Consider the following 17,990-nt stretch of genomic DNA (forward strand, 5'->3'; position numbering starts at 1 on the left):
GCTCCGATTTTAACGGAGATTTTTAATAACTATGTAAATCTTACATCTGAATAAAATATCGTAACATTCTATTATCAACATAAGATGGAGTGATGAATTATTGTTATTTTCTATAAAATTGGACTGGTTTGATGGTAATAATCGTTTGTGATAATAATAATCACGAATTAAATATACCTTAATATTAACACCGTTATGTTATAGTATGCATTTTATTAGATACAATAATACGATGATGACAAATAACGATTTTTCAAATCTTGAGCTTGATGAGCTTTTAATAAAGAGCCTGAATCAGCAAAATTTCACTACTCCAACCACAATCCAATTACAAACCATCCCGCATGCACTTGATAATCGGGATATCCTAGGCTCTGCGCCAACTGGTACTGGAAAAACCTTAGCCTATTTAATTCCTGCTGTGCAACATTTATTAGATTTTCCAAGAAGAAAACCAGGCCCACCAAGAATATTAATTCTTACCCCAACGCGTGAGCTAGCCATGCAGGTTGCTGAACAAGCTAAATTACTCACACAATTTACCACTTTAAGTATTGCAACGATTACCGGTGGTGTGGCGTATATGAATCATGCCGAAATTTTCAGTAAAAATCAGGATATTGTTATTGCCACTACCGGACGCCTTCTCCAATACATCAAAGAAGAAAATTTTGATTGTCGAGCTGTAGAAATGTTAATTCTTGATGAAGCTGATCGCATGTTAGACATGGGGTTTGCGCAAGATGTGGAAACGATTTCCGCTGAAACACGTTGGCGCACACAAACCTTATTATTTTCAGCCACACTTGAAGGGCAAGGTTTATATGATTTTGCTAAACGAATTCTTAATGATCCCGTAGAAATTCATGCTGAACCTTCACGCAAAGAACGTAAAAAAATCTTTCAATACTATTACCGAGCTGATGATCTTAAACATAAGACAGCAATTTTGGTTCATTTACTCAATCAGCCTGAAGTCACTAAAAGTGTTATTTTTGTCCGTAAACGTGAACGGGTGCATGAACTGGTTAGTTGGTTAAATGCTGAGAATATTCGTTGTTGTTATCTTGAAGGGGAAATGGTACAAGCAAAACGTAATGAAGCGATTAAACGTATGATGAACAACACCGTTAATGTTTTGGTAGCTACTGACGTTGCTTCGCGCGGATTAGATTTTGATGATATCACTCACGTGATTAATTTCGATATGCCAAAAACAGCCGATGTTTATTTACATCGTATTGGTCGTACCGCACGAGCAGGTAAAAAAGGAACTGCCATTTCGTTAGTTGAAGCTCACGATTATGAATTAATGAAAAAGATTGAAAGATATACACATGAATCATTAATTTTAAGGGTAATTGATGAATTAAGACCAAAAACCAAACCCCCTAAGATCGCTAGGAAGAAAAAACCGTCAGAAAAGGCTAAAGCTAAGAAAGAAGCACAAAAAAAAGAGGTAAAAAAGAAAAAACAGCGTCATCGTGATACTAAAAACATCGGCAAACCTAAGAAAAAATTATCAATCTAACAAAATTGATAGACTTAACTTATGAAATTGATTGTTTTAACCGTGTTGGCTATCACATTTTGAACGTTATAATGTAGCTACATTATGGATATTGTTACAGCATTTTTGACTTTATCCTTACATAATAAAAAAACTTAGGAGCTCAATATTATGACATTAGTTACTCGCAAAGCCCCCGACTTTACCTCTTCTGCTGTATTAGGTAATGGTGAAATCGTTAATAATTTTAACTTTGCTAATTTCACTAAAGATAAATATGCTGTTGTTTTCTTTTGGCCAATGGATTTCACATTTGTTTGTCCTTCTGAAATTATTGCGTTTGACCACCGCTTAGAAGAATTTAAAAAACGTGGCGTTGAAGTAATTGGTATTTCAATGGATTCTGAATTTGTCCACAATGCATGGCGTAAAACACCACAAAGTGAAGGTGGTATCGGTGAAGTTAAATTCCCAATTATCGCTGATGTTAAACACTCTATCATGCAAGCTTATGGGATAGAACATCCTGAAGCCGGTGTTGCATTACGTGCCTCATTCTTTATCGACAAATCTGGTATTGTACGTCATGAAACCGTTAATGATTTACCAATTGGTCGTAATATTGATGAAATGTTACGTATAGTTGATGCTTTCCAATTCCATGAGGAACATGGCGAAGTATGCCCGGCACAATGGTCTAAAGGTAAGCAAGGTATGAAAGGCAGCCCAGATGGTGTAGCCAGTTACTTAAAACAGCATGCTGGAGAACTTTAATTATTTCCCCCTAATTTAAAGTTCTTATTTTTTAGTAAAACCGGAATCTGTATTCCGGTTTTTTTATTTCACGATACCCTCGCGTCTCTTATTTTAATAACCTTCTAAGCTTAATGAGATAAAATACTAGTTAGGTAAAATGAGTTATTAAAATTTGTAAAGATTTTAAATAGTGAAGCGATTTTTTTATGTTAGAATAGCCACGTTTCCAATCCATTATAACATTTCGATTTTTAATGATTTTATTATAAATAATTTACTTATGAGCAATTTATCTCCTACAATTGGGTTTGTCAGTCTTGGCTGCCCTAAAAATCTCGTTGATTCTGAAAGAATTTTAACTGAATTAAGAACACAAGGTTATCAGGTGGTTCCTTCTTATGATAATGCCGACTTAGTGATCGTAAATACATGTGGTTTTATTGATAGTGCTGTTCAAGAATCCTTGGAAGCTATTGGCGAGGCATTAAATGAAAATGGCAAGGTCATCGTGACTGGTTGCCTTGGTGCGAAAGAAGATCAAATAAGAACGGTTCACCCAAAAGTGTTAGAAATTTCTGGACCACATAGTTATGAGTCGGTACTAAATCATGTCAATAAATATGTGCCAAAACCAGAATTTAACCCATACACCAGTTTAATTCCGCAACAAGGTGTAAAACTAACCCCTAAACACTATGCTTATTTAAAGATTTCAGAAGGTTGTAATCATCGTTGTACATTCTGCATAATTCCTTCTTTACGTGGTGATATGGTAAGTCGTAACATCGGTAATGTACTCGATGAAGCAAAGCGTTTGGCGGATAGTGGGGTGCGTGAACTTTTAGTCATTGCTCAAGACACTTCGGCCTATGGCGTAGATACTAAAAATCGGCTAGGATTTTGGAATGGTATGCCAGTGAAAACCGACATCCAACATTTATGTGAACAACTAGCAAAACTGGGAATCTGGGTAAGATTGCATTATGTTTATCCCTATCCAAGTGTCGATAATCTCATTCCATTAATGGCGGAAGGAAAAATCTTACCTTATTTGGATGTCCCCTTACAACACGCGAGTCCAACAGTATTAAAATCTATGAAGCGCCCGGGAACCATTGAAAAAACACTGGAACGAATTCATAAATGGCGTGAAATTTGTCCGGATATCACGTTACGTTCCACCTTTATCGTTGGTTACCCAGGCGAAACAGATCATGATTTTCAACTATTGTTAGACTTTTTGACTGCCGCACAACTTGATCGGGTCGGATGTTTTACCTATAGTCCTATTGATGGTGCAATGGCAAATCAATTACCAGATCAGATATCTGAAGAAATTAAACAAGAACGTTATCATCAGTTTATGCAACTGCAACAAACCATCTCAACGACAAAACTCGCCGGTAAGATCGGTAAAATTATGCCGGTTATTATTGATGAAGTCGATGATGAAGGTGCTATTGGACGAACCATGGCAGATGCACCAGAAATTGATGGTGTTGTTTATTTAAATGATGAACAGTCTGTTAAAGTGGGAGATATTGTAAATGTCAAAATTGAACATTCTGACGAATACGATCTATGGGGAACATTTGTTCCAAACAATTAAGTAACCAACTTATGAAATATTCTTATAAAAACGAGACGAAGACTCTCATTAAATTATCAATTCCAGTCATCTTTGCGCAAATTGCACAAACTGGCATTACTTTTGTCGATACGATTTTAGCAGGGCACTACACTGACAATAATGGTGATAGTGATGTTGCGTTATCGGGTGTTGCTCTTGGTGTATCAATTTGGTTACCGACCATCTTATTTGGTCAGGGTCTATTATCGGTATTAACACCAATCATTGCCAATTTAAATGGAGCGGGTAAACGTCAACAAATTGCCGATCATACGCGACAAGGTTTAGTTATAGCCACTTTGCTATCAATAATACTAATGACACTTTTATATCACTCAGATAAAATTATCGCATTGCGCAATGGCGCAGATAATGAGATTAATCCCGAAATGATGCATGTGGCAGTTTATTTTCTGCGTTCAATTATGTGGGGTGTGCCTGGGTTTCTCTATTTCTTAGTCTATCGTTTTCAATGCGAAGGGCTATCAAACACTAATCCAACCATGTATGTGATGTTTATCGCACTCTTGGCCAATATTCCAATTAATTATGTATTAATTTATGGAAAATTAGGTTTACCTGCATTTGGTGGAATCGGTTGTGGTATTACTGGCGCAATCGTATTTTGGTTAATGTTCATTTTGATTAAGTGTTATACTGCAATGACCCCCACTCAAAAAGATATTCGCCAAACGCCTTTTACACAACTCTTTGAGTTCCAGATCTTAAAACGCATCATCGTATTGGGTATCCCTCTCGCTCTTGCTTATTTTTTCGAGGTCAGCCTATTTGCCATCATCGCACTTATGATCGCACCTTTAGGTAAAGATATCGTCGCAAGTCACCAAATCGTGTTCGCTTTAAGTAGCATGACCTTTACACTTCCATTAGCATTGGGTGTTGCTACCAGTATTCGAGTTGGTTATTTATTAGGGAAACAACAACCATTATTAGCCAAACGGACGGCCTATGTCAGTTTAACGATTGCACTTTTGCTATCATTAACAGTTGCCATTTTGTTAGTGGTGTTTAAACGCTTTTTTATTATCTGTTTTACCAATGATCTGAATATCATTGAATTAAGCCTACCATTAATTATTTTATTGGCTATTTATCAAGTCTTTGATTATCTGCAAGTAACGGCCAGTAACGTTTTACGTGGTTATAAAGACACCAAGAGCATCTTTTATATCACTTTCATATCTTACTGGGGCATTGGTTTACCACTAGGCTACATCTTAGGATTAACCAATTGGATTACCGAACCAATGGGAGCTGCCGGCTTTTGGATGAGTATTATCTTTGGCTTATTATTTGCAGCGGTATTACTAATTGGTCGTATGATAATGATTCAACGACAACCTAGCGACAAAATCTTGATGCAAGCAAATCAATAAAATCTCATTCAGGCTTGTTTGTATTATAAACAAACAAGCTTGTTTGATGATAAAAACAGCAATTTTTAATTTTTTTACTTGCCAGTTGGACTTAATATCGTTAATATTTGCGCCTATAGTTACTGATTAACAAATTATTTATACGCCCGTAGCTCAGTTGGTTAGAGCATCACCTTGACATGGTGGGGGTCAGTGGTTCGAGTCCACCCGGGCGTACCATCCTAAAGCCTTATATCAAAAAATTTTGAATAAAATCTTATATGATCTAGATTTTATATTTTGGCTAGACGGTTACACCATAAAATAACCATTACCGCTATTTAAAGCCTTCCAACCTTATCATTTAGAAAATTATGCTCAATGTTTGTTAACACATCCATTGCGTTAATATTGCTATTTCCTAGTTCTAATGTCCTAAATTTGACACAGGCGCTGCCCAAATCATTTTATTTTATCGATTCTATCGTTAGCTATTTATTAATGTTGTTATCAATGCAAATAGAATTACTTGGTATTGCTGTTTTTGGTCGAGCCTTGGAAAATCACTTCATCAATATTAGAATAAAAAAGACACTGATACAAATAATGACCAATAAAAACCTTTTAAGAGAGTTTTAATTTGCTTTGGTAGTCAATAGTTATTTTATTCTTGTGCAATGCGTTAATATTTTAATTTTTTCATTATCTTCTGACTTATTATACGTTCTCGTAGATTCAATTATTAATTGATACTCATTGTCTGATATATATTCGAGCTTTCTAGATCCGACTATTTTCATATTACCTATAAAAGATTCAAAACGTCCATTCATTTCGTTGAAATCCTGTTTTATTTCACCATCGCCATCAGTATATTCTACAAAAAGATTATCATCTTTTTTTAGATATTTAACGAATAATTCTGCATAACCATCTTGGGGAGCATAATCTTGGAATACACCATTCTTCCATTTGGCAACTTGGTAATTAATATCACATATCCACTCCCCAACAAGCATATCTTCGGTTACTTTCTTCTCCTCACAGCCGGAAAAAACAAACCCAATTAATCCTAGCAATAAAATTCTTCTCATACCATCCCCATAATATTTAGGTAATGTTAAGAAATCTATCCTTTAATATCAATTACAATTTAGATTGAACATCTGAATCATTGAATAAATACTTGAGTTGCACTCCATGTATCATTTTTAACATTATATTTTAAATCAACTGTATATTTATTATTCACCATGACACCAAAGCTATTTTTCGATTCTACATATCCATGAACACTATATTCACATATTTCTAATCCTTCTTTATCAATATCTCCGTAAACATAAACAGCACTATCATCTATGTAAGGAAATACCGCGCTTGACGGATATTTCAATTTTTTCTTTACAAAGTTTTGAGACATTACGAAAGCCCCAACATCAGAATCACACTTATCACCACAGCCAGTTAAAACAAACCCTATCAATCCAAGCAATGCAATCTTTTTCATACATACCTTTGGTAAAGCTTCTTCTATTATGACTATAAGCATCTCTTAATAGCTTTAGTACGTTTTTGCTTCCCTTTCCAAAAATCAAAATCACCACGATAAGAATAAAAATTCACTCTTGTAATTCCATTATCCTCAAAAGTATCACAAACATCGATAAACTGCTCTGAATACACAGTATGATAGATGCCTGTCTTCTGTAGATTTGCGTACTGTATCCCCCCTAACCGTTCTTTTTGCCATTCAACAAGAATGCATTCCGAAACTTCTTCAACGGATTTGTTAGATGTGTATGTGTTTGATACATCCAAATTGTTTCTATATTCTGCCATATTAGTACAAGCCGTTGCTCCTAACAAAATAAAAATGATTAATACAATTCTTTTCATACCATTCTCCTTATTTTTTCGGTAATGGTATGAAATTTATCATCTAATATCAATCATAATTTAGATTGAATATTAGTCGAATTTGACATAGCTTGCCAGACGTATCCCGTACGACTACTAATATCATTAGCGACTTCTTGCTTTACTGCTGTTTTGATAATTTTATTTTTGTTGCACTGAGATACTCTAACTTTCACTTTCCCCACTACGCCATAATCAAGCAAACATCTGGCTATCATGATAATATTCTGAATTTTTATTAACCCTTTTTTTGTTTTACTTCCAATCAGCTGGGTAACATCATTTGGGCAACAACAGGTCAGCACTTGTCTTGCAACTTCAAGTTGAAGTGTTATTTTTTCATTAATGTAATTAATTACGTATTGATTTGGTTCTTTAAAGCGAGTCATTGCGTTATATGCATCATTAGAAAGCAGAACAGCATAGGCGTTAACTATCTCATGTGGTTCGCCAAGTTTTGATAAGTTTTCAAATGAGGGAGTGAAGATATAATCAATTTTTTTATGCTCAATGTCCCATTTCTTTTAATTGAAATAACAATTTCGCCTATATCTGTTCTAATCACATTTAACCCTGTTTTTTGTTTGGTTGAGTTGTAAGAACTTCACCAGTAATTTTTATAGATTTAGATGAAGCACCTTAAATTCAAATGAGACCGACACAATATCACGAGCTATTGTGTAGTTGTGTGCGTGTCTAGCATTGCTAGCGATTCGATATTAAGTCTATACTCAAAATTTGTTCATAAAAAAACCATGGTAAAGAAACCATGGCATTTAACTAGCTTGAAAAATTTTTTACTATGGATTATTTTTACCATACTCTTCTATGATTTCTTTTGCTGTTTTACCGTTTAGTTTTTCTTTCAATATTTGCTGAATTTTGTCTTCATCGTTTCCTACTTGAAAACTAGCCGCAACAACAACTCCTATTATTGCTCTATTGAAATTATCCTCATCTTCTCCCTGTAATGTTGCAGATATTTCTTTCATTGATGCTTGAAATGCTGACTTAGATGAAGCATCAATTTTTGGTAAGCCTTCGCCACATCCAACTAAAGCAAAACTAACAACTAATACAGTTACTAGCTTCTTAAACATATATAATTTCCTATTTATAGTAGATTTTTAGGGATTATACAAAATTAATCGGCAAATAAACAAGATAATTCGAAGGTTTTAAACGCAACCCTTCGGGCACCCATATTCTGCGACACAGGTCTGTGATTATGGAATATCAAGGGCTCGCTATCCCTTGAATCTGCTATGGAATAATTATTACGTTTTCGCTATTAACGCCAGAACCAGCTATCATTGTTGAGAAAATTAAATAACATTTACCAACTTCCCGAAGCTCCACCGCCACCACTGCGACCGCCTCCGCCACCGCCGAAACCACCACCAAAACCTCCGCCAAATCCTCCACCAGAACGTCCACCACCATAGGGACCACTGCCACCACCGGATCCGCTTATACCAAAAATGCCATAAAATATCGTACTAACAACAAATACTAAAAATAAAATCGGTAATGCTATTGAAAAAGGTAAACCAGAATACAGTGAAAAACCACCGGTTGATATGCCATTTAAAGCACCAACAAAGAGCCCTCGTATCCCTTGCGACTTTTTAAAGAGCCGTGATGGTAATAAACCTCCCATTGTCGCACAGATAAAGAAGGAAATCGCTGCATAACTAAATAGATGTGGAGCAAAATCACTATTTAACACATCTTTTAGTTGTAAATCTTTATTGGTTGCTTGTGGGGTTTGATTATCAATATTGCCGGTTAAGATCTGAATCATATCATTTAAACCATTATTGATACCTTGATAATAATTATTTTGTTTAAATTGGGGTGTAATGGAACGATTAATAATCCATTTGGCTTTTATATCCGGTAAATCGCCTTCTAAACCATAACCAACTTCAATACGTACCCGATGATCATTTTTAGCAATCAGAAATAATATGCCATTATCATGATCTTTTTTACCAATTTTCCAACTATCAAACACGCGAATAGCATAATCTTCAATTGATTCTCCTTCTAAAGTTGGGATCATCAAAACGGCTATTTGCGCGCCATCTTGCTTAGCAGTTTCATATTGAATAATCTGTTGTTCCAGATGATTTAATTGTGCTTGAGTTAGCGTACCTGTTGTATCTACAACGCGTTGCGTAAATGCCGGTACGCTAACATCAGCAAACGCTAAATGGTTAAAGTATAGAAAACAAACTAAAATAATTTTGATTAAATGATTCATCATTATTCAAAGCTTACTTGTGGTGCAGAAGAAATTTGTTTTTCATTTTCGACACTAAATTGAGCTTTAGGTGTTAAACCTGAAAACATGGCAATAAATTTACCAGGAAAGCGGCGAATATAGCTATTGTAGGTTTGAATTGTAGCAATATAACGATTACGAGCGACAGTAATACGATTTTCCGTTCCTTCTAGTTGCGCCATAAGATTTTGATATAGACTGCTTGCTTTTAATTCAGGATAATTTTCACTTACTGCAATTAAACGACTTAAAGCAGAACTTAATTGCTGTTGTGCTTGTTGGAATCGGGCTATAGCCTGAGGATCAGATAATTGATCGGTATTGATTTGAACCGATGAAACCTTTGCTCGAGCTTCAGTAACTTGAGTTAGTACCTCTTTTTCATGATTGGTATAACCTTTCACAGTATTTACCAAATTAGGCACTAAATCTGCACGACGTTGATATTGATTAAGAACTTCTGACCAAGCAGCCGAAACTTTTTCATCATTGGTTTGTACTGAGTTATAACTATTGAATAAATATACGGCAAATATAACGACTAACGCAATAATGACCAATATAAATTTAGATTTCATAAATTCCTCTACCCTATTAAATAATGGATTAATATCAGCTGATATAATCAGAATCAAAACCTAAGTATAACTCATTGATTTATAAATATAAAATAAATTTAACGTCTTGTTTTCGGCAATTAAAAATAAATGAAATTTGCCAATTTTGAAATCGTCATTAAAAGAAACATTTTTTGGTTAACTAGATTTACAGAGATTGAAAAATTAACTCAATCTTTTTTAATGACTGGCAGTTATTATTAGCTATTGTGTACAGATCACGCTCTGGATTATCGAGCTATTTGCTGTGTCTTTAAAGCAAAGGTGAAATATGCGGTTATCGATGCTCAGCTGAGCCGAAAGTTTTTAACCGCAAATCTTCGGGATGCTACGTTCTGCGACGCAGTACTGAGCGAGTGGAGCACATGGACTCACCAGCTTGCAGATCGAATATAGGTAGGCGATTAAATATTGTGTTTTAGCCATTAAAGCTCTAACCAACTAAGAATGTTTAAGAAATTATTTTCCTATTACAATTGCGACTCAATCGGTAAATAACTTATTACTGTCGCCAGAGCTCTTTGCCACCACTTACTTTCAGGATCATGTTGCCACTTTATCTCTTCATGGTGATCGCTTTGATCAAGCCAACACAGTTTGTCATCCTGCAATATAACGTGATAGCTATAATCGTTGCTAATTCTTAGATTAAATTCATTTTGTAATGCTTGAATAATCGTTGGTTCTGCAAAGATAATACCCATTTCGGTATTGAGATTTGCCGAACGAGGGTCGAAATTAAATGAGCCAACAAAACCCAACTTATCATCAACCAAAAATGCTTTAGTATGTAAACTGGCCCCACTTGAACCAAGTAATGTATGACCGACCTTGCCAAAAGGCTTTAATTCATATAATTTGATCCCTTTTTCTAACAAGGGTTTACGATAAGTCATATAACCACCATGGGCAAAAATGACATCATTTGCCGCCAACGAATTAGTTAAAATGCGCAATGCAACTCCCTGTTGATGTAAGTGTATAAATTCATGTACACCACTTTTACCAGGAACAAAGTAAGGTGAAATAATATCTAAACGTTGGGTTGATTGCGTGATAATTGGTTGTATACGATTTTTTAACCATTGCGCTTCACCTTTATTAAATGCCTTAATGGCGGGGTCAGAATACACATGAATATCTTTGCTCCAATGGACTTGCCATACCCCTTGATTCCACTCTTTCTTAAAAAGTGATTGAACACTGGGTGTGTCAGCTAATTGATTTAAGTAGGGTTGTGCTAATAAATTTGCTCTTTTGCTTTCAATCGTAAGTCTCAAGTGTTCTAATGATTGTTTATGATTTTTGACCAGCGCCTCAATCGGAATAACGGCATCACTATTCCAAAAATCATCAAATATCGCTTCTGTGTCATGAACGGCTTGACCACCGATTAATAAATCGACATCAAAAAAATTACGATTCTCAGCTGCACCGAAATATTCATCACCTATATTACGCCCACCAACAATTGCCATTCGCCCATCGGCAATCCAAGCCTTATTATGCATTCGTCTATCTAGACTTAAACCACGCAGTAACATTTCAATGCCACGCATCAGATTATTACCTCGTGCACGAGTTGGATTAAACATGCGAATGTGGATGTTTGGATGTTGATTTAGCGTAGCAAGTAAATCACTATTATCTTTAACATTCATATCATCGAGAATGATACGAACGCGGACCCCACGTTCAGCTGCCTCTAAGACTTCTAATCCTAATAATTGTCCAGTCAAATCGTTATGCCACATATAATATTGCAAATCCAAGCTGCGCCCAGCTTCCCGGGCACTTTTTGCCCGAATTGCAAACGCATCTTTATCACTTGGAACTAATAAAAGACTACTTTCATTGGGGTGTAATGCAAATTCAGTACCTAGGGCTTTATCAAGGTTTGTTTGCCCGTCTTGTATCGTTAATGCATAGCTCGATTCTCCTTTCACCTGTTTGGCGAAACGACCAAAACTATAGATAGCTAGTATCGAGAATAAAATAAATACCCCCATAACAATAAGCAACATACGTAACCGCCCTTTTTGCTTCATACTAATCTCAACTAAAAATTCATCAACTTGATTTTGAAGTTACTTAATCATTATAAAATTAAGTATAATAATTATTAATAGACAATATCACTAATCGGTAAAATATTTATTAAAGCACTTCGTTTTTATGACATTAAAAATTCTGTGATTAAAATTAGTATAATATTTTTTTAAGTGTTATTAAGTTAATGCAATATTCGATTCCTTCAAGCATGATTGCAATATGCTTAAAAATGAATAGTGAAACGCCTTCTTATAGCTTAATCATAATCGATAATTTAAAAATTAATTAACAATTTTCGATAAAAAGGCTTATAAGTTGATATATTTTAGTGACTATTCACCTTGTTAATTGGTTTTATTTAAATAAAATACTTATCATTAAATTGACATGCAATAAAAGAATATGTTTAAGAACTACCGAATTGATGTAATGGGTAAGAAAAAATTTGGTAACAATAATCGAAATCCTTATCAACGCTATAACATGAAGGTCTGCAAATTTAATCATTTCATATGGGGTTGCGCATCGGTCATCGCTTGTTTGGGATTTATGTTTTCTAGCTATTTTGACTATGAAACCGAAACAATTATTTCTAATAATTGGATGGTGATAACAGGGATGATATCGCTAATTCTTAGTATAATCTTTTGTTGGCTGATAAATTCGAAATCAGCCAGAAAATATCATCAAAAAACAGGCATATTGCAAATTATAAATCATATTGGACAATTTGCTTTTATCCTCTTTTTTATTTTATTTATTTCAATAATGTTATTAAAAATGTTGATTAGCTTCTATCCTGGTGAGACTAAACAATATATTACCAGTCAGTATAAAATTACCACACCGGGTCCATTCAGATTGATGACCAAGACTAAACGGGCAAAAAATGGTATCAAAATTCATGAGCCACACAGCTCGGAGTGGTTTTTCGTTCCTTTTACGAAAGATCCTGATAAACAATATCCTTCTAAAATTTTGGTAAAAATTAAAAGTAATTTATTTGGATCAACGCTGGTTAGTTATCATATGAATGTTGTCTTCATCAATCAATCATAAATCATTAATTTTCTCCTCAGTGGTGAAGCGATTTTTACATAAAATGGGTAACATTTAAGGCATTTTTAATCAGGAGATTATGCAGGGGATTTTCAAGCCAGAAGAGAATATTTAACATATTAGCCATATTAGATTTAAGAGCTAGTGAGTCCACAATGCGCCATACGTTAACGCTGCGCAGTAGCATGCAGGAGCTAGATAATTTGATCAAGAAACTGTCAACTTACCAGAACACCATTCGCGGTGTATTGCGCCTGCTTTTAAGGCAACGCCATCACAGAGGAATCGAGAGCGTAATCCTTACTCAAGGGCAACAATGATCAAACGCGATTAAGAAATATAAGAAACTCATTACTTAATATTTAATAGGAAACTCAACCAGATTAACCGCTTTAATCTATCCAACACTATCAATCTGTTCCGTTTGTAACCACGTATATTGACCAATTAACGGCAATCTCAATAGATGGCGACGCAATATATCATGGGCGACTGCGGCTAAAATTGTCTGTTCGGTAGCTAAATGATAACGACGACCGTTATATTTTAATTGATAATAATATTTATGATTAGCAGTCAGTAATTGTAATTTAAAACGACCACTTGCTATATCGTAATCATGCAGCGCTAAAATAACCGCTTGTGGATAAGTTGACTTTAGTTGGTTAACGATTTGACCGATATCCTGATCAATACCTAGCACTTGCGAACAGATTATCGGAGCCTGATTGTTATAAAGTGGATAAGCAATTAATCCAGCAGTCTGCTGTTCAATGATAATGATTGGTTGATGATGTTCACGTAGTAATTGACTTACTAAAGGGGCTAATCCAATCGTTCCCACATAAATTAAATTATCCTTTACTAATGCGTTAAGTTCATACCAAAGTTTATCCATTGCTGGTTGTTGACTCTGTTTTGCGGTCAGTTTTAATTCAATAAAAGGCATTGCCGAACGATAACCAATCGTAATGTCGTCCGGTACAGTTAATGTTGATTCAATTTCATCGGCTAAATCACTTTCAGTACGCCCCATCGTGGTAAGTCGATAACAACATGGTTTATCCAAAATCGGAAATTTGCTTTGTAAATCTGCTATAATTTGCTGGCTAACCATTTGTTTAAATTCTGATGGCACACCAGGTGTAAAATAAATTTGGCAATTATTGATGATCATATGAAAACCACAAGCTGTTCCAACAGGGTTATCAATTATTGTTGCGCTACTTGGTAACATAGCCTGCTTCATATTACTGGACGGCATTGGCTTGCCACGTTGCGCAAAATATTGCTGCATTTTTTCAACCCATTGCGGAAATAACACTAATGATTCATGATTAGCTTGTGCAGCGGCCTGCGCCGTTAAGTCATCGCTGGTTGGTCCAAGTCCACCATTAACAATTAAAATATCATTAACTTGACTACGTTGTTGTAGTGTGGCAATCAATTGTTGGAGATTATCACCCTGTGTATAACGTGAGGTGATAACATACCCCTGCGCAAAAAGATAGTCGGATAACCATGTGGCATTGGTATCAGTAATTTGCCCATAGAGCACTTCATCACCGGTACTTAACATTTCAATATTTAAATTACTCTTCATCTGGATTATCCGATTCCGACATGTGTTCTTTACTTTGGACTACCCGCAACGCAAAATAGAGATCATAAGCAAATTCAATATAATCTTCGTCTAAATAAATATTTATTTCTTTAAACCAACGTTTGAGGGTACGCCGCCTACCAGCCAAAATAAGAATCGTATTACGTGATTTCAAAGAATGAACTAACTCATCGATTCCCATTAATACACTTACATCCTGATAAGTGAAACATGGTATCGCATCGACAATAACATAATTAATCGGATTAGGTGATTCATCAACTAGACTAATCAAACGTTTTTTGAAATAAGCAATATTAAAATAAGTTAGTGGTGAATTAAATCGATACATAATCACATTATCAACAGATTGCACTTTATTCCCTAATGAGTGAATTCTTCCGTCATCATCGACACCTAGCAATTGATCACTTGGACGAAAAACACGGCGTAAAAATAGAAATAACCCTAATAATACTGATAATGCCATACCGGGAATAATCCCAATTAATAATACGGCAATTAACGTACAAGAACTTAAATAGAATGCTTCGCGATTCTGCTTAAAAAATCGCTTGATGGTTTTAATATCGATTAAAGACCATGAAGAGTAAATCAGAATAATGCCTAATACGGCTGATGGAATATATTGCAATGGTGGTAGCAAAACCATTACCACTAATGCAATCACAGCCGCAGCAATCATTGACACCAACTGGGTTTTACCACCATTGACATCATTTACTGCGGTACGCGACGACGTTCCACTTACCACAAAACCATTGGATAAGCCCGCCACAATATTGGCAATCCCTAGCGCTTTAAATTCGGTATCAGCATTTGTGTCGTAATTATTTTTAGCCGCAAAACTGCGTACAGTGATCATCATACTAATGAAACAAATTACCGCAATATTTAAAGATGGGACGACTAATTCACGCATTAACCCTGCATCAAAATCAGCCCAAGAGGAAAAAGGAATCACCTCATTACTTAACTGACCGATAATATGTATACCAAACTGATCAAAACCAATGATCCAAGACAATAGCGTGATAATAATAACGGCAACTAGTGGCGCGGGATAACGCGGCTTGAATTTCTTTAAGCTGATTAAAATTGCTAAGGTCAAAATGGAAACAATTGCTGTAGCAAAGTGAATATCAGTTATTTTAAAAGGTAATGATAGTATGCGTTCAAAAAAAATCGCATTGTCATATTTAAAACCACACACTTTAGCAATTTGATCAATGATAATGGTGAGAGAAATCCCATTTAATAAACCAATTAAAATCGGGCGACTAAGCAGATCAGCTAACGACCCTAATCGTAATTTACCTGCCACAATGCACCAAAGACCAACCATAATGGTTAAAACAATCACTAATTGCCATCTTAAGATTGGGTTGTCAGCAGCTAAAGGAATCACCACTGCAGCAACCACAGCACATGTTGCAGTATCTGGTCCAACAATTAATTGTCTGGAAGAACCAAATAAAGCATAAGCGATCAATGGTAAAATAGTAGAATAAAGCCCTGCGATCGCCCCAACACCAGTTAATTCGGCATAGGCAATCGATACAGGTAAGGACACCGCTGCCACAGACAACCCTGCTCTTAAATCATAATTGAAATACTCTTTTTGATAGTTTATCAAAGCGCTCAAACCTGGCATCCATTGGTACAGCTTTTGCAACCATCGATAATTTGCCAATTGTGTCATGTTATGATTTCCTTTCGTTCAATTTTTATTTTCCAGCAATACTCATTTGTTCAATCAAAATTGAACCAGTTTGAATATTGGTACGGGTTTCGATATCATTACCGACAGCGATTATTTGACGATACATATCATTTAAATTACCCGCAATGGTAAACTCATTTATCGGATATTGGATCTGACCATTTTCAACCCAAAAACCAGTTGCGCCACGGGAATAATCGCCCGTAACCTGATTGACGCCTTGTCCCATGAGTGAAGTAATTACAATACCTCTATTCATTATTTTTAATAATTCATTAAAAGAATGTTGATTATTGTCAGTTTGCAAACGCCAATTATGAATACCACTTGCGTGTCCAGTACTTTTTAATGGCTGTTTTTGGGTAGATAATTTACGGGCTGAATAACTACTTAGTAAATAGGTTTGTAACACGCCATCAGTGATAATATTTTGGTCATATGTTTTAATCCCATCCCCATCAAACGGTGCCGAACCCACTCCCTTTAATAAATGAGGTAATTCATGTATCGTTAGCCATTGAGGAAAAATTTGCTGACCGATTCGATCCAACAGAAAAGAGGACTTTTTGTAAATTGCCCCACCACTAATTGCTGACGCTAAATGCCCAATTAATCCAGTTGCCACTTCAGGACTAAATAAAATAGGCGTTTGCATGGTAGCAACTTGTCGTGAATCCAAATGAGCAACAGTTCTTTGTGCCGCCTCCATACCGACTGATTTTGCATCTTTAAGTGCCTGAATATCGCGCGAACTGGTATAAGCATAATTTCGTTCCATTTGACCATTTTTTTCACCTATTACACAGCAGGAAAGAGAATGGGAACTGGTGCGGTAGCTCTGTAACATCCCATAGCTGTTTCCATAAGCCCGAATATCATAACGACTACTAAAGTAACCACCATCACTCTCTTTAATATCATTACTATATGTTAATGCGGCTTGCTCTGCCATTGCAGCCTCTTCAAGTGCTCGTTCCACATTGAGATCACTCGGATGAAAAAGATCCAAATCAGGACAATCAAAAGCCATCTGTTCAGGATCACCTAATCCAGAAAAAGGATCGGATGAGGTATATTTCATAATATCAACAGCTATATTAATCGCTTGCTCGATTGATTTCACTGAGAGATCATTAGTCGAGGCGCTGCCTTTTCGATGATTTTGATATACCGTAATACCTAAAGCCCCGTCACTATTAAATTCAATATTTTCCGTTTCACCTTGGCGAGTACTAACATTAATACCTGTTGATTTATTTATAGCAACTTCCACCGCATCCACTTTAGTTTTTGCAATCGCTAGTGCTTGGGCTAATACCGCTTCAATATGTTTTTGTTCTTTATTACTATCTATAATAATTTGTGAGGTATTCATATATCTATCCAATATAATCTGTAACTGAATTTTATGATACGTTTATCAGTCAATAGAGTTA

16 protein-coding genes and 1 tRNA gene are annotated in these 17,990 nt (G+C 35.5%); 6 read left to right on the forward strand and 11 right to left on the reverse strand.

From position 1 onward, the window contains the following. Positions 1-235: 235 nt before the first annotated feature. The 5 genes from srmB (at position 236) to JMI89_RS01895 (ending at position 5,512) form a co-directional block, all read left to right on the forward strand. On the forward strand, positions 236-1,531 hold the full coding sequence (srmB, locus tag JMI89_RS01875) for an ATP-dependent RNA helicase SrmB (protein WP_187755811.1): 1,296 nt from the start codon (positions 236-238) through the stop codon (positions 1,529-1,531). Between the two features lie 150 nt (positions 1,532-1,681). Beyond that, the gene (locus JMI89_RS01880) at positions 1,682-2,284 is read left to right on the forward strand and encodes a peroxiredoxin C (protein ID WP_187755769.1); all 603 of its coding nucleotides are present in this window, start codon (positions 1,682-1,684) and stop codon (positions 2,282-2,284) included. Between the two features lie 262 nt (positions 2,285-2,546). After that, positions 2,547-3,875 (forward strand): 30S ribosomal protein S12 methylthiotransferase RimO, encoded by a 1,329-nt coding sequence (rimO, locus tag JMI89_RS01885; protein WP_220679196.1) that lies wholly within the window; start codon positions 2,547-2,549, stop codon positions 3,873-3,875. A gap of 11 nt (positions 3,876-3,886) precedes the next feature. Next, positions 3,887-5,293: an MATE family efflux transporter gene (locus JMI89_RS01890; RefSeq protein WP_220679197.1), complete on the forward strand. Its 1,407-nt coding sequence runs from the start codon at positions 3,887-3,889 to the stop codon at positions 5,291-5,293. Between the two features lie 142 nt (positions 5,294-5,435). Beyond that, positions 5,436-5,512: transfer RNA gene (locus tag JMI89_RS01895), tRNA-Val, on the forward strand. Between the two features lie 419 nt (positions 5,513-5,931). On the opposite strand, the gene JMI89_RS01900 is transcribed toward JMI89_RS01895, so the two are convergent. From JMI89_RS01900 to JMI89_RS01935, 8 genes are all read right to left on the reverse strand, one after another. Continuing rightward, on the reverse strand, positions 5,932-6,366 hold the full coding sequence (locus JMI89_RS01900) for a hypothetical protein (protein ID WP_187755772.1): 435 nt from the start codon (positions 6,364-6,366) through the stop codon (positions 5,932-5,934). A 77-nt stretch (positions 6,367-6,443) separates the two neighbouring features. Further along, positions 6,444-6,782 (reverse strand): hypothetical protein, encoded by a 339-nt coding sequence (locus JMI89_RS01905; RefSeq protein ID WP_220679198.1) that lies wholly within the window; start codon positions 6,780-6,782, stop codon positions 6,444-6,446. Positions 6,783-6,814: 32 nt separating this feature from the next. Further along, positions 6,815-7,171, reverse strand: a complete 357-nt coding sequence (locus JMI89_RS01910; protein WP_220679199.1) for a hypothetical protein — start codon at positions 7,169-7,171, stop codon at positions 6,815-6,817. A 53-nt stretch (positions 7,172-7,224) separates the two neighbouring features. Continuing rightward, positions 7,225-7,704, reverse strand: a complete 480-nt coding sequence (locus tag JMI89_RS01915; protein WP_220679253.1) for a DUF6246 family protein — start codon at positions 7,702-7,704, stop codon at positions 7,225-7,227. A gap of 288 nt (positions 7,705-7,992) precedes the next feature. After that, the gene (locus JMI89_RS01920; RefSeq protein WP_220679200.1) at positions 7,993-8,292 is read right to left on the reverse strand and encodes a DUF6694 family lipoprotein; all 300 of its coding nucleotides are present in this window, start codon (positions 8,290-8,292) and stop codon (positions 7,993-7,995) included. Positions 8,293-8,528: 236 nt separating this feature from the next. Next, positions 8,529-9,461: a YgcG family protein gene (locus JMI89_RS01925; RefSeq protein WP_220679201.1), complete on the reverse strand. Its 933-nt coding sequence runs from the start codon at positions 9,459-9,461 to the stop codon at positions 8,529-8,531. Beyond that, positions 9,461-10,057: a LemA family protein gene (locus JMI89_RS01930; RefSeq protein ID WP_187755778.1), complete on the reverse strand. Its 597-nt coding sequence runs from the start codon at positions 10,055-10,057 to the stop codon at positions 9,461-9,463. The genes JMI89_RS01925 and JMI89_RS01930 overlap by 1 nt, the downstream gene beginning before the upstream one ends. A gap of 509 nt (positions 10,058-10,566) precedes the next feature. Continuing rightward, on the reverse strand, positions 10,567-12,144 hold the full coding sequence (locus tag JMI89_RS01935; protein WP_220679202.1) for a phospholipase D family protein: 1,578 nt from the start codon (positions 12,142-12,144) through the stop codon (positions 10,567-10,569). Positions 12,145-12,550: 406 nt separating this feature from the next. Here JMI89_RS01935 and JMI89_RS01940 point away from each other — a divergent pair, with 406 nt between their 5' ends. Continuing rightward, positions 12,551-13,207 carry a hypothetical protein gene (locus JMI89_RS01940; RefSeq protein WP_187755779.1) on the forward strand — a complete coding sequence of 219 codons (657 nt, stop codon included), beginning with the start codon at positions 12,551-12,553 and terminating at the stop codon, positions 13,205-13,207. 397 nt (positions 13,208-13,604) lie between these two features. On the opposite strand, the gene JMI89_RS01945 is transcribed toward JMI89_RS01940, so the two are convergent. From JMI89_RS01945 to pmbA, 3 genes are read right to left on the reverse strand one after another with little or no spacing between them, the layout of a single operon-like run. Beyond that, a complete protein-coding gene (locus JMI89_RS01945; protein ID WP_187755780.1) occupies positions 13,605-14,810 on the reverse strand; it encodes a CinA family nicotinamide mononucleotide deamidase-related protein in 1,206 nt (401 codons plus the stop codon). Further along, positions 14,800-16,533: a SulP family inorganic anion transporter gene (locus JMI89_RS01950; protein ID WP_220679203.1), complete on the reverse strand. Its 1,734-nt coding sequence runs from the start codon at positions 16,531-16,533 to the stop codon at positions 14,800-14,802. The genes JMI89_RS01945 and JMI89_RS01950 overlap by 11 nt, the downstream gene beginning before the upstream one ends. 25 nt (positions 16,534-16,558) lie before the next feature. Beyond that, positions 16,559-17,929 (reverse strand): metalloprotease PmbA, encoded by a 1,371-nt coding sequence (pmbA, locus tag JMI89_RS01955; RefSeq protein WP_220679204.1) that lies wholly within the window; start codon positions 17,927-17,929, stop codon positions 16,559-16,561. Between the last annotated feature and the right edge of the window lie 61 nt (positions 17,930-17,990).

The organism is Frischella sp. Ac48 (genome assembly GCF_019641635.1).
Lineage (GTDB): Bacteria > Pseudomonadota > Gammaproteobacteria > Enterobacterales > Orbaceae > Frischella > Frischella japonica.

Bases quoted from the DNA above. Each gene is read 5' to 3' on its own strand.
- JMI89_RS01925 (WP_220679201.1), bottom strand. From the start codon at position 9,461: ATGATGAATCATTTAATCAAAATTATTTTAGTTTGTTTTCTATACTTT.
- JMI89_RS01930 (WP_187755778.1), bottom strand. From the start codon at position 10,057: ATGAAATCTAAATTTATATTGGTCATTATTGCGTTAGTCGTTATATTT.
- JMI89_RS01905 (WP_220679198.1), bottom strand. From the start codon at position 6,782: ATGAAAAAGATTGCATTGCTTGGATTGATAGGGTTTGTTTTAACTGGC.
- pmbA (WP_220679204.1), bottom strand. From the start codon at position 17,929: ATGAATACCTCACAAATTATTATAGATAGTAATAAAGAACAAAAACAT.
- JMI89_RS01940 (WP_187755779.1), top strand. From the start codon at position 12,551: ATGTTTAAGAACTACCGAATTGATGTAATGGGTAAGAAAAAATTTGGT.
- JMI89_RS01910 (WP_220679199.1), bottom strand. From the start codon at position 7,171: ATGAAAAGAATTGTATTAATCATTTTTATTTTGTTAGGAGCAACGGCT.
- JMI89_RS01935 (WP_220679202.1), bottom strand. From the start codon at position 12,144: ATGAAGCAAAAAGGGCGGTTACGTATGTTGCTTATTGTTATGGGGGTA.
- rimO (WP_220679196.1), top strand. From the start codon at position 2,547: ATGAGCAATTTATCTCCTACAATTGGGTTTGTCAGTCTTGGCTGCCCT.
- JMI89_RS01890 (WP_220679197.1), top strand. From the start codon at position 3,887: ATGAAATATTCTTATAAAAACGAGACGAAGACTCTCATTAAATTATCA.
- srmB (WP_187755811.1), top strand. From the start codon at position 236: ATGACAAATAACGATTTTTCAAATCTTGAGCTTGATGAGCTTTTAATA.
- JMI89_RS01920 (WP_220679200.1), bottom strand. From the start codon at position 8,292: ATGTTTAAGAAGCTAGTAACTGTATTAGTTGTTAGTTTTGCTTTAGTT.
- JMI89_RS01950 (WP_220679203.1), bottom strand. From the start codon at position 16,533: ATGACACAATTGGCAAATTATCGATGGTTGCAAAAGCTGTACCAATGG.
- JMI89_RS01880 (WP_187755769.1), top strand. From the start codon at position 1,682: ATGACATTAGTTACTCGCAAAGCCCCCGACTTTACCTCTTCTGCTGTA.
- JMI89_RS01900 (WP_187755772.1), bottom strand. From the start codon at position 6,366: ATGAGAAGAATTTTATTGCTAGGATTAATTGGGTTTGTTTTTTCCGGC.
- JMI89_RS01945 (WP_187755780.1), bottom strand. From the start codon at position 14,810: ATGAAGAGTAATTTAAATATTGAAATGTTAAGTACCGGTGATGAAGTG.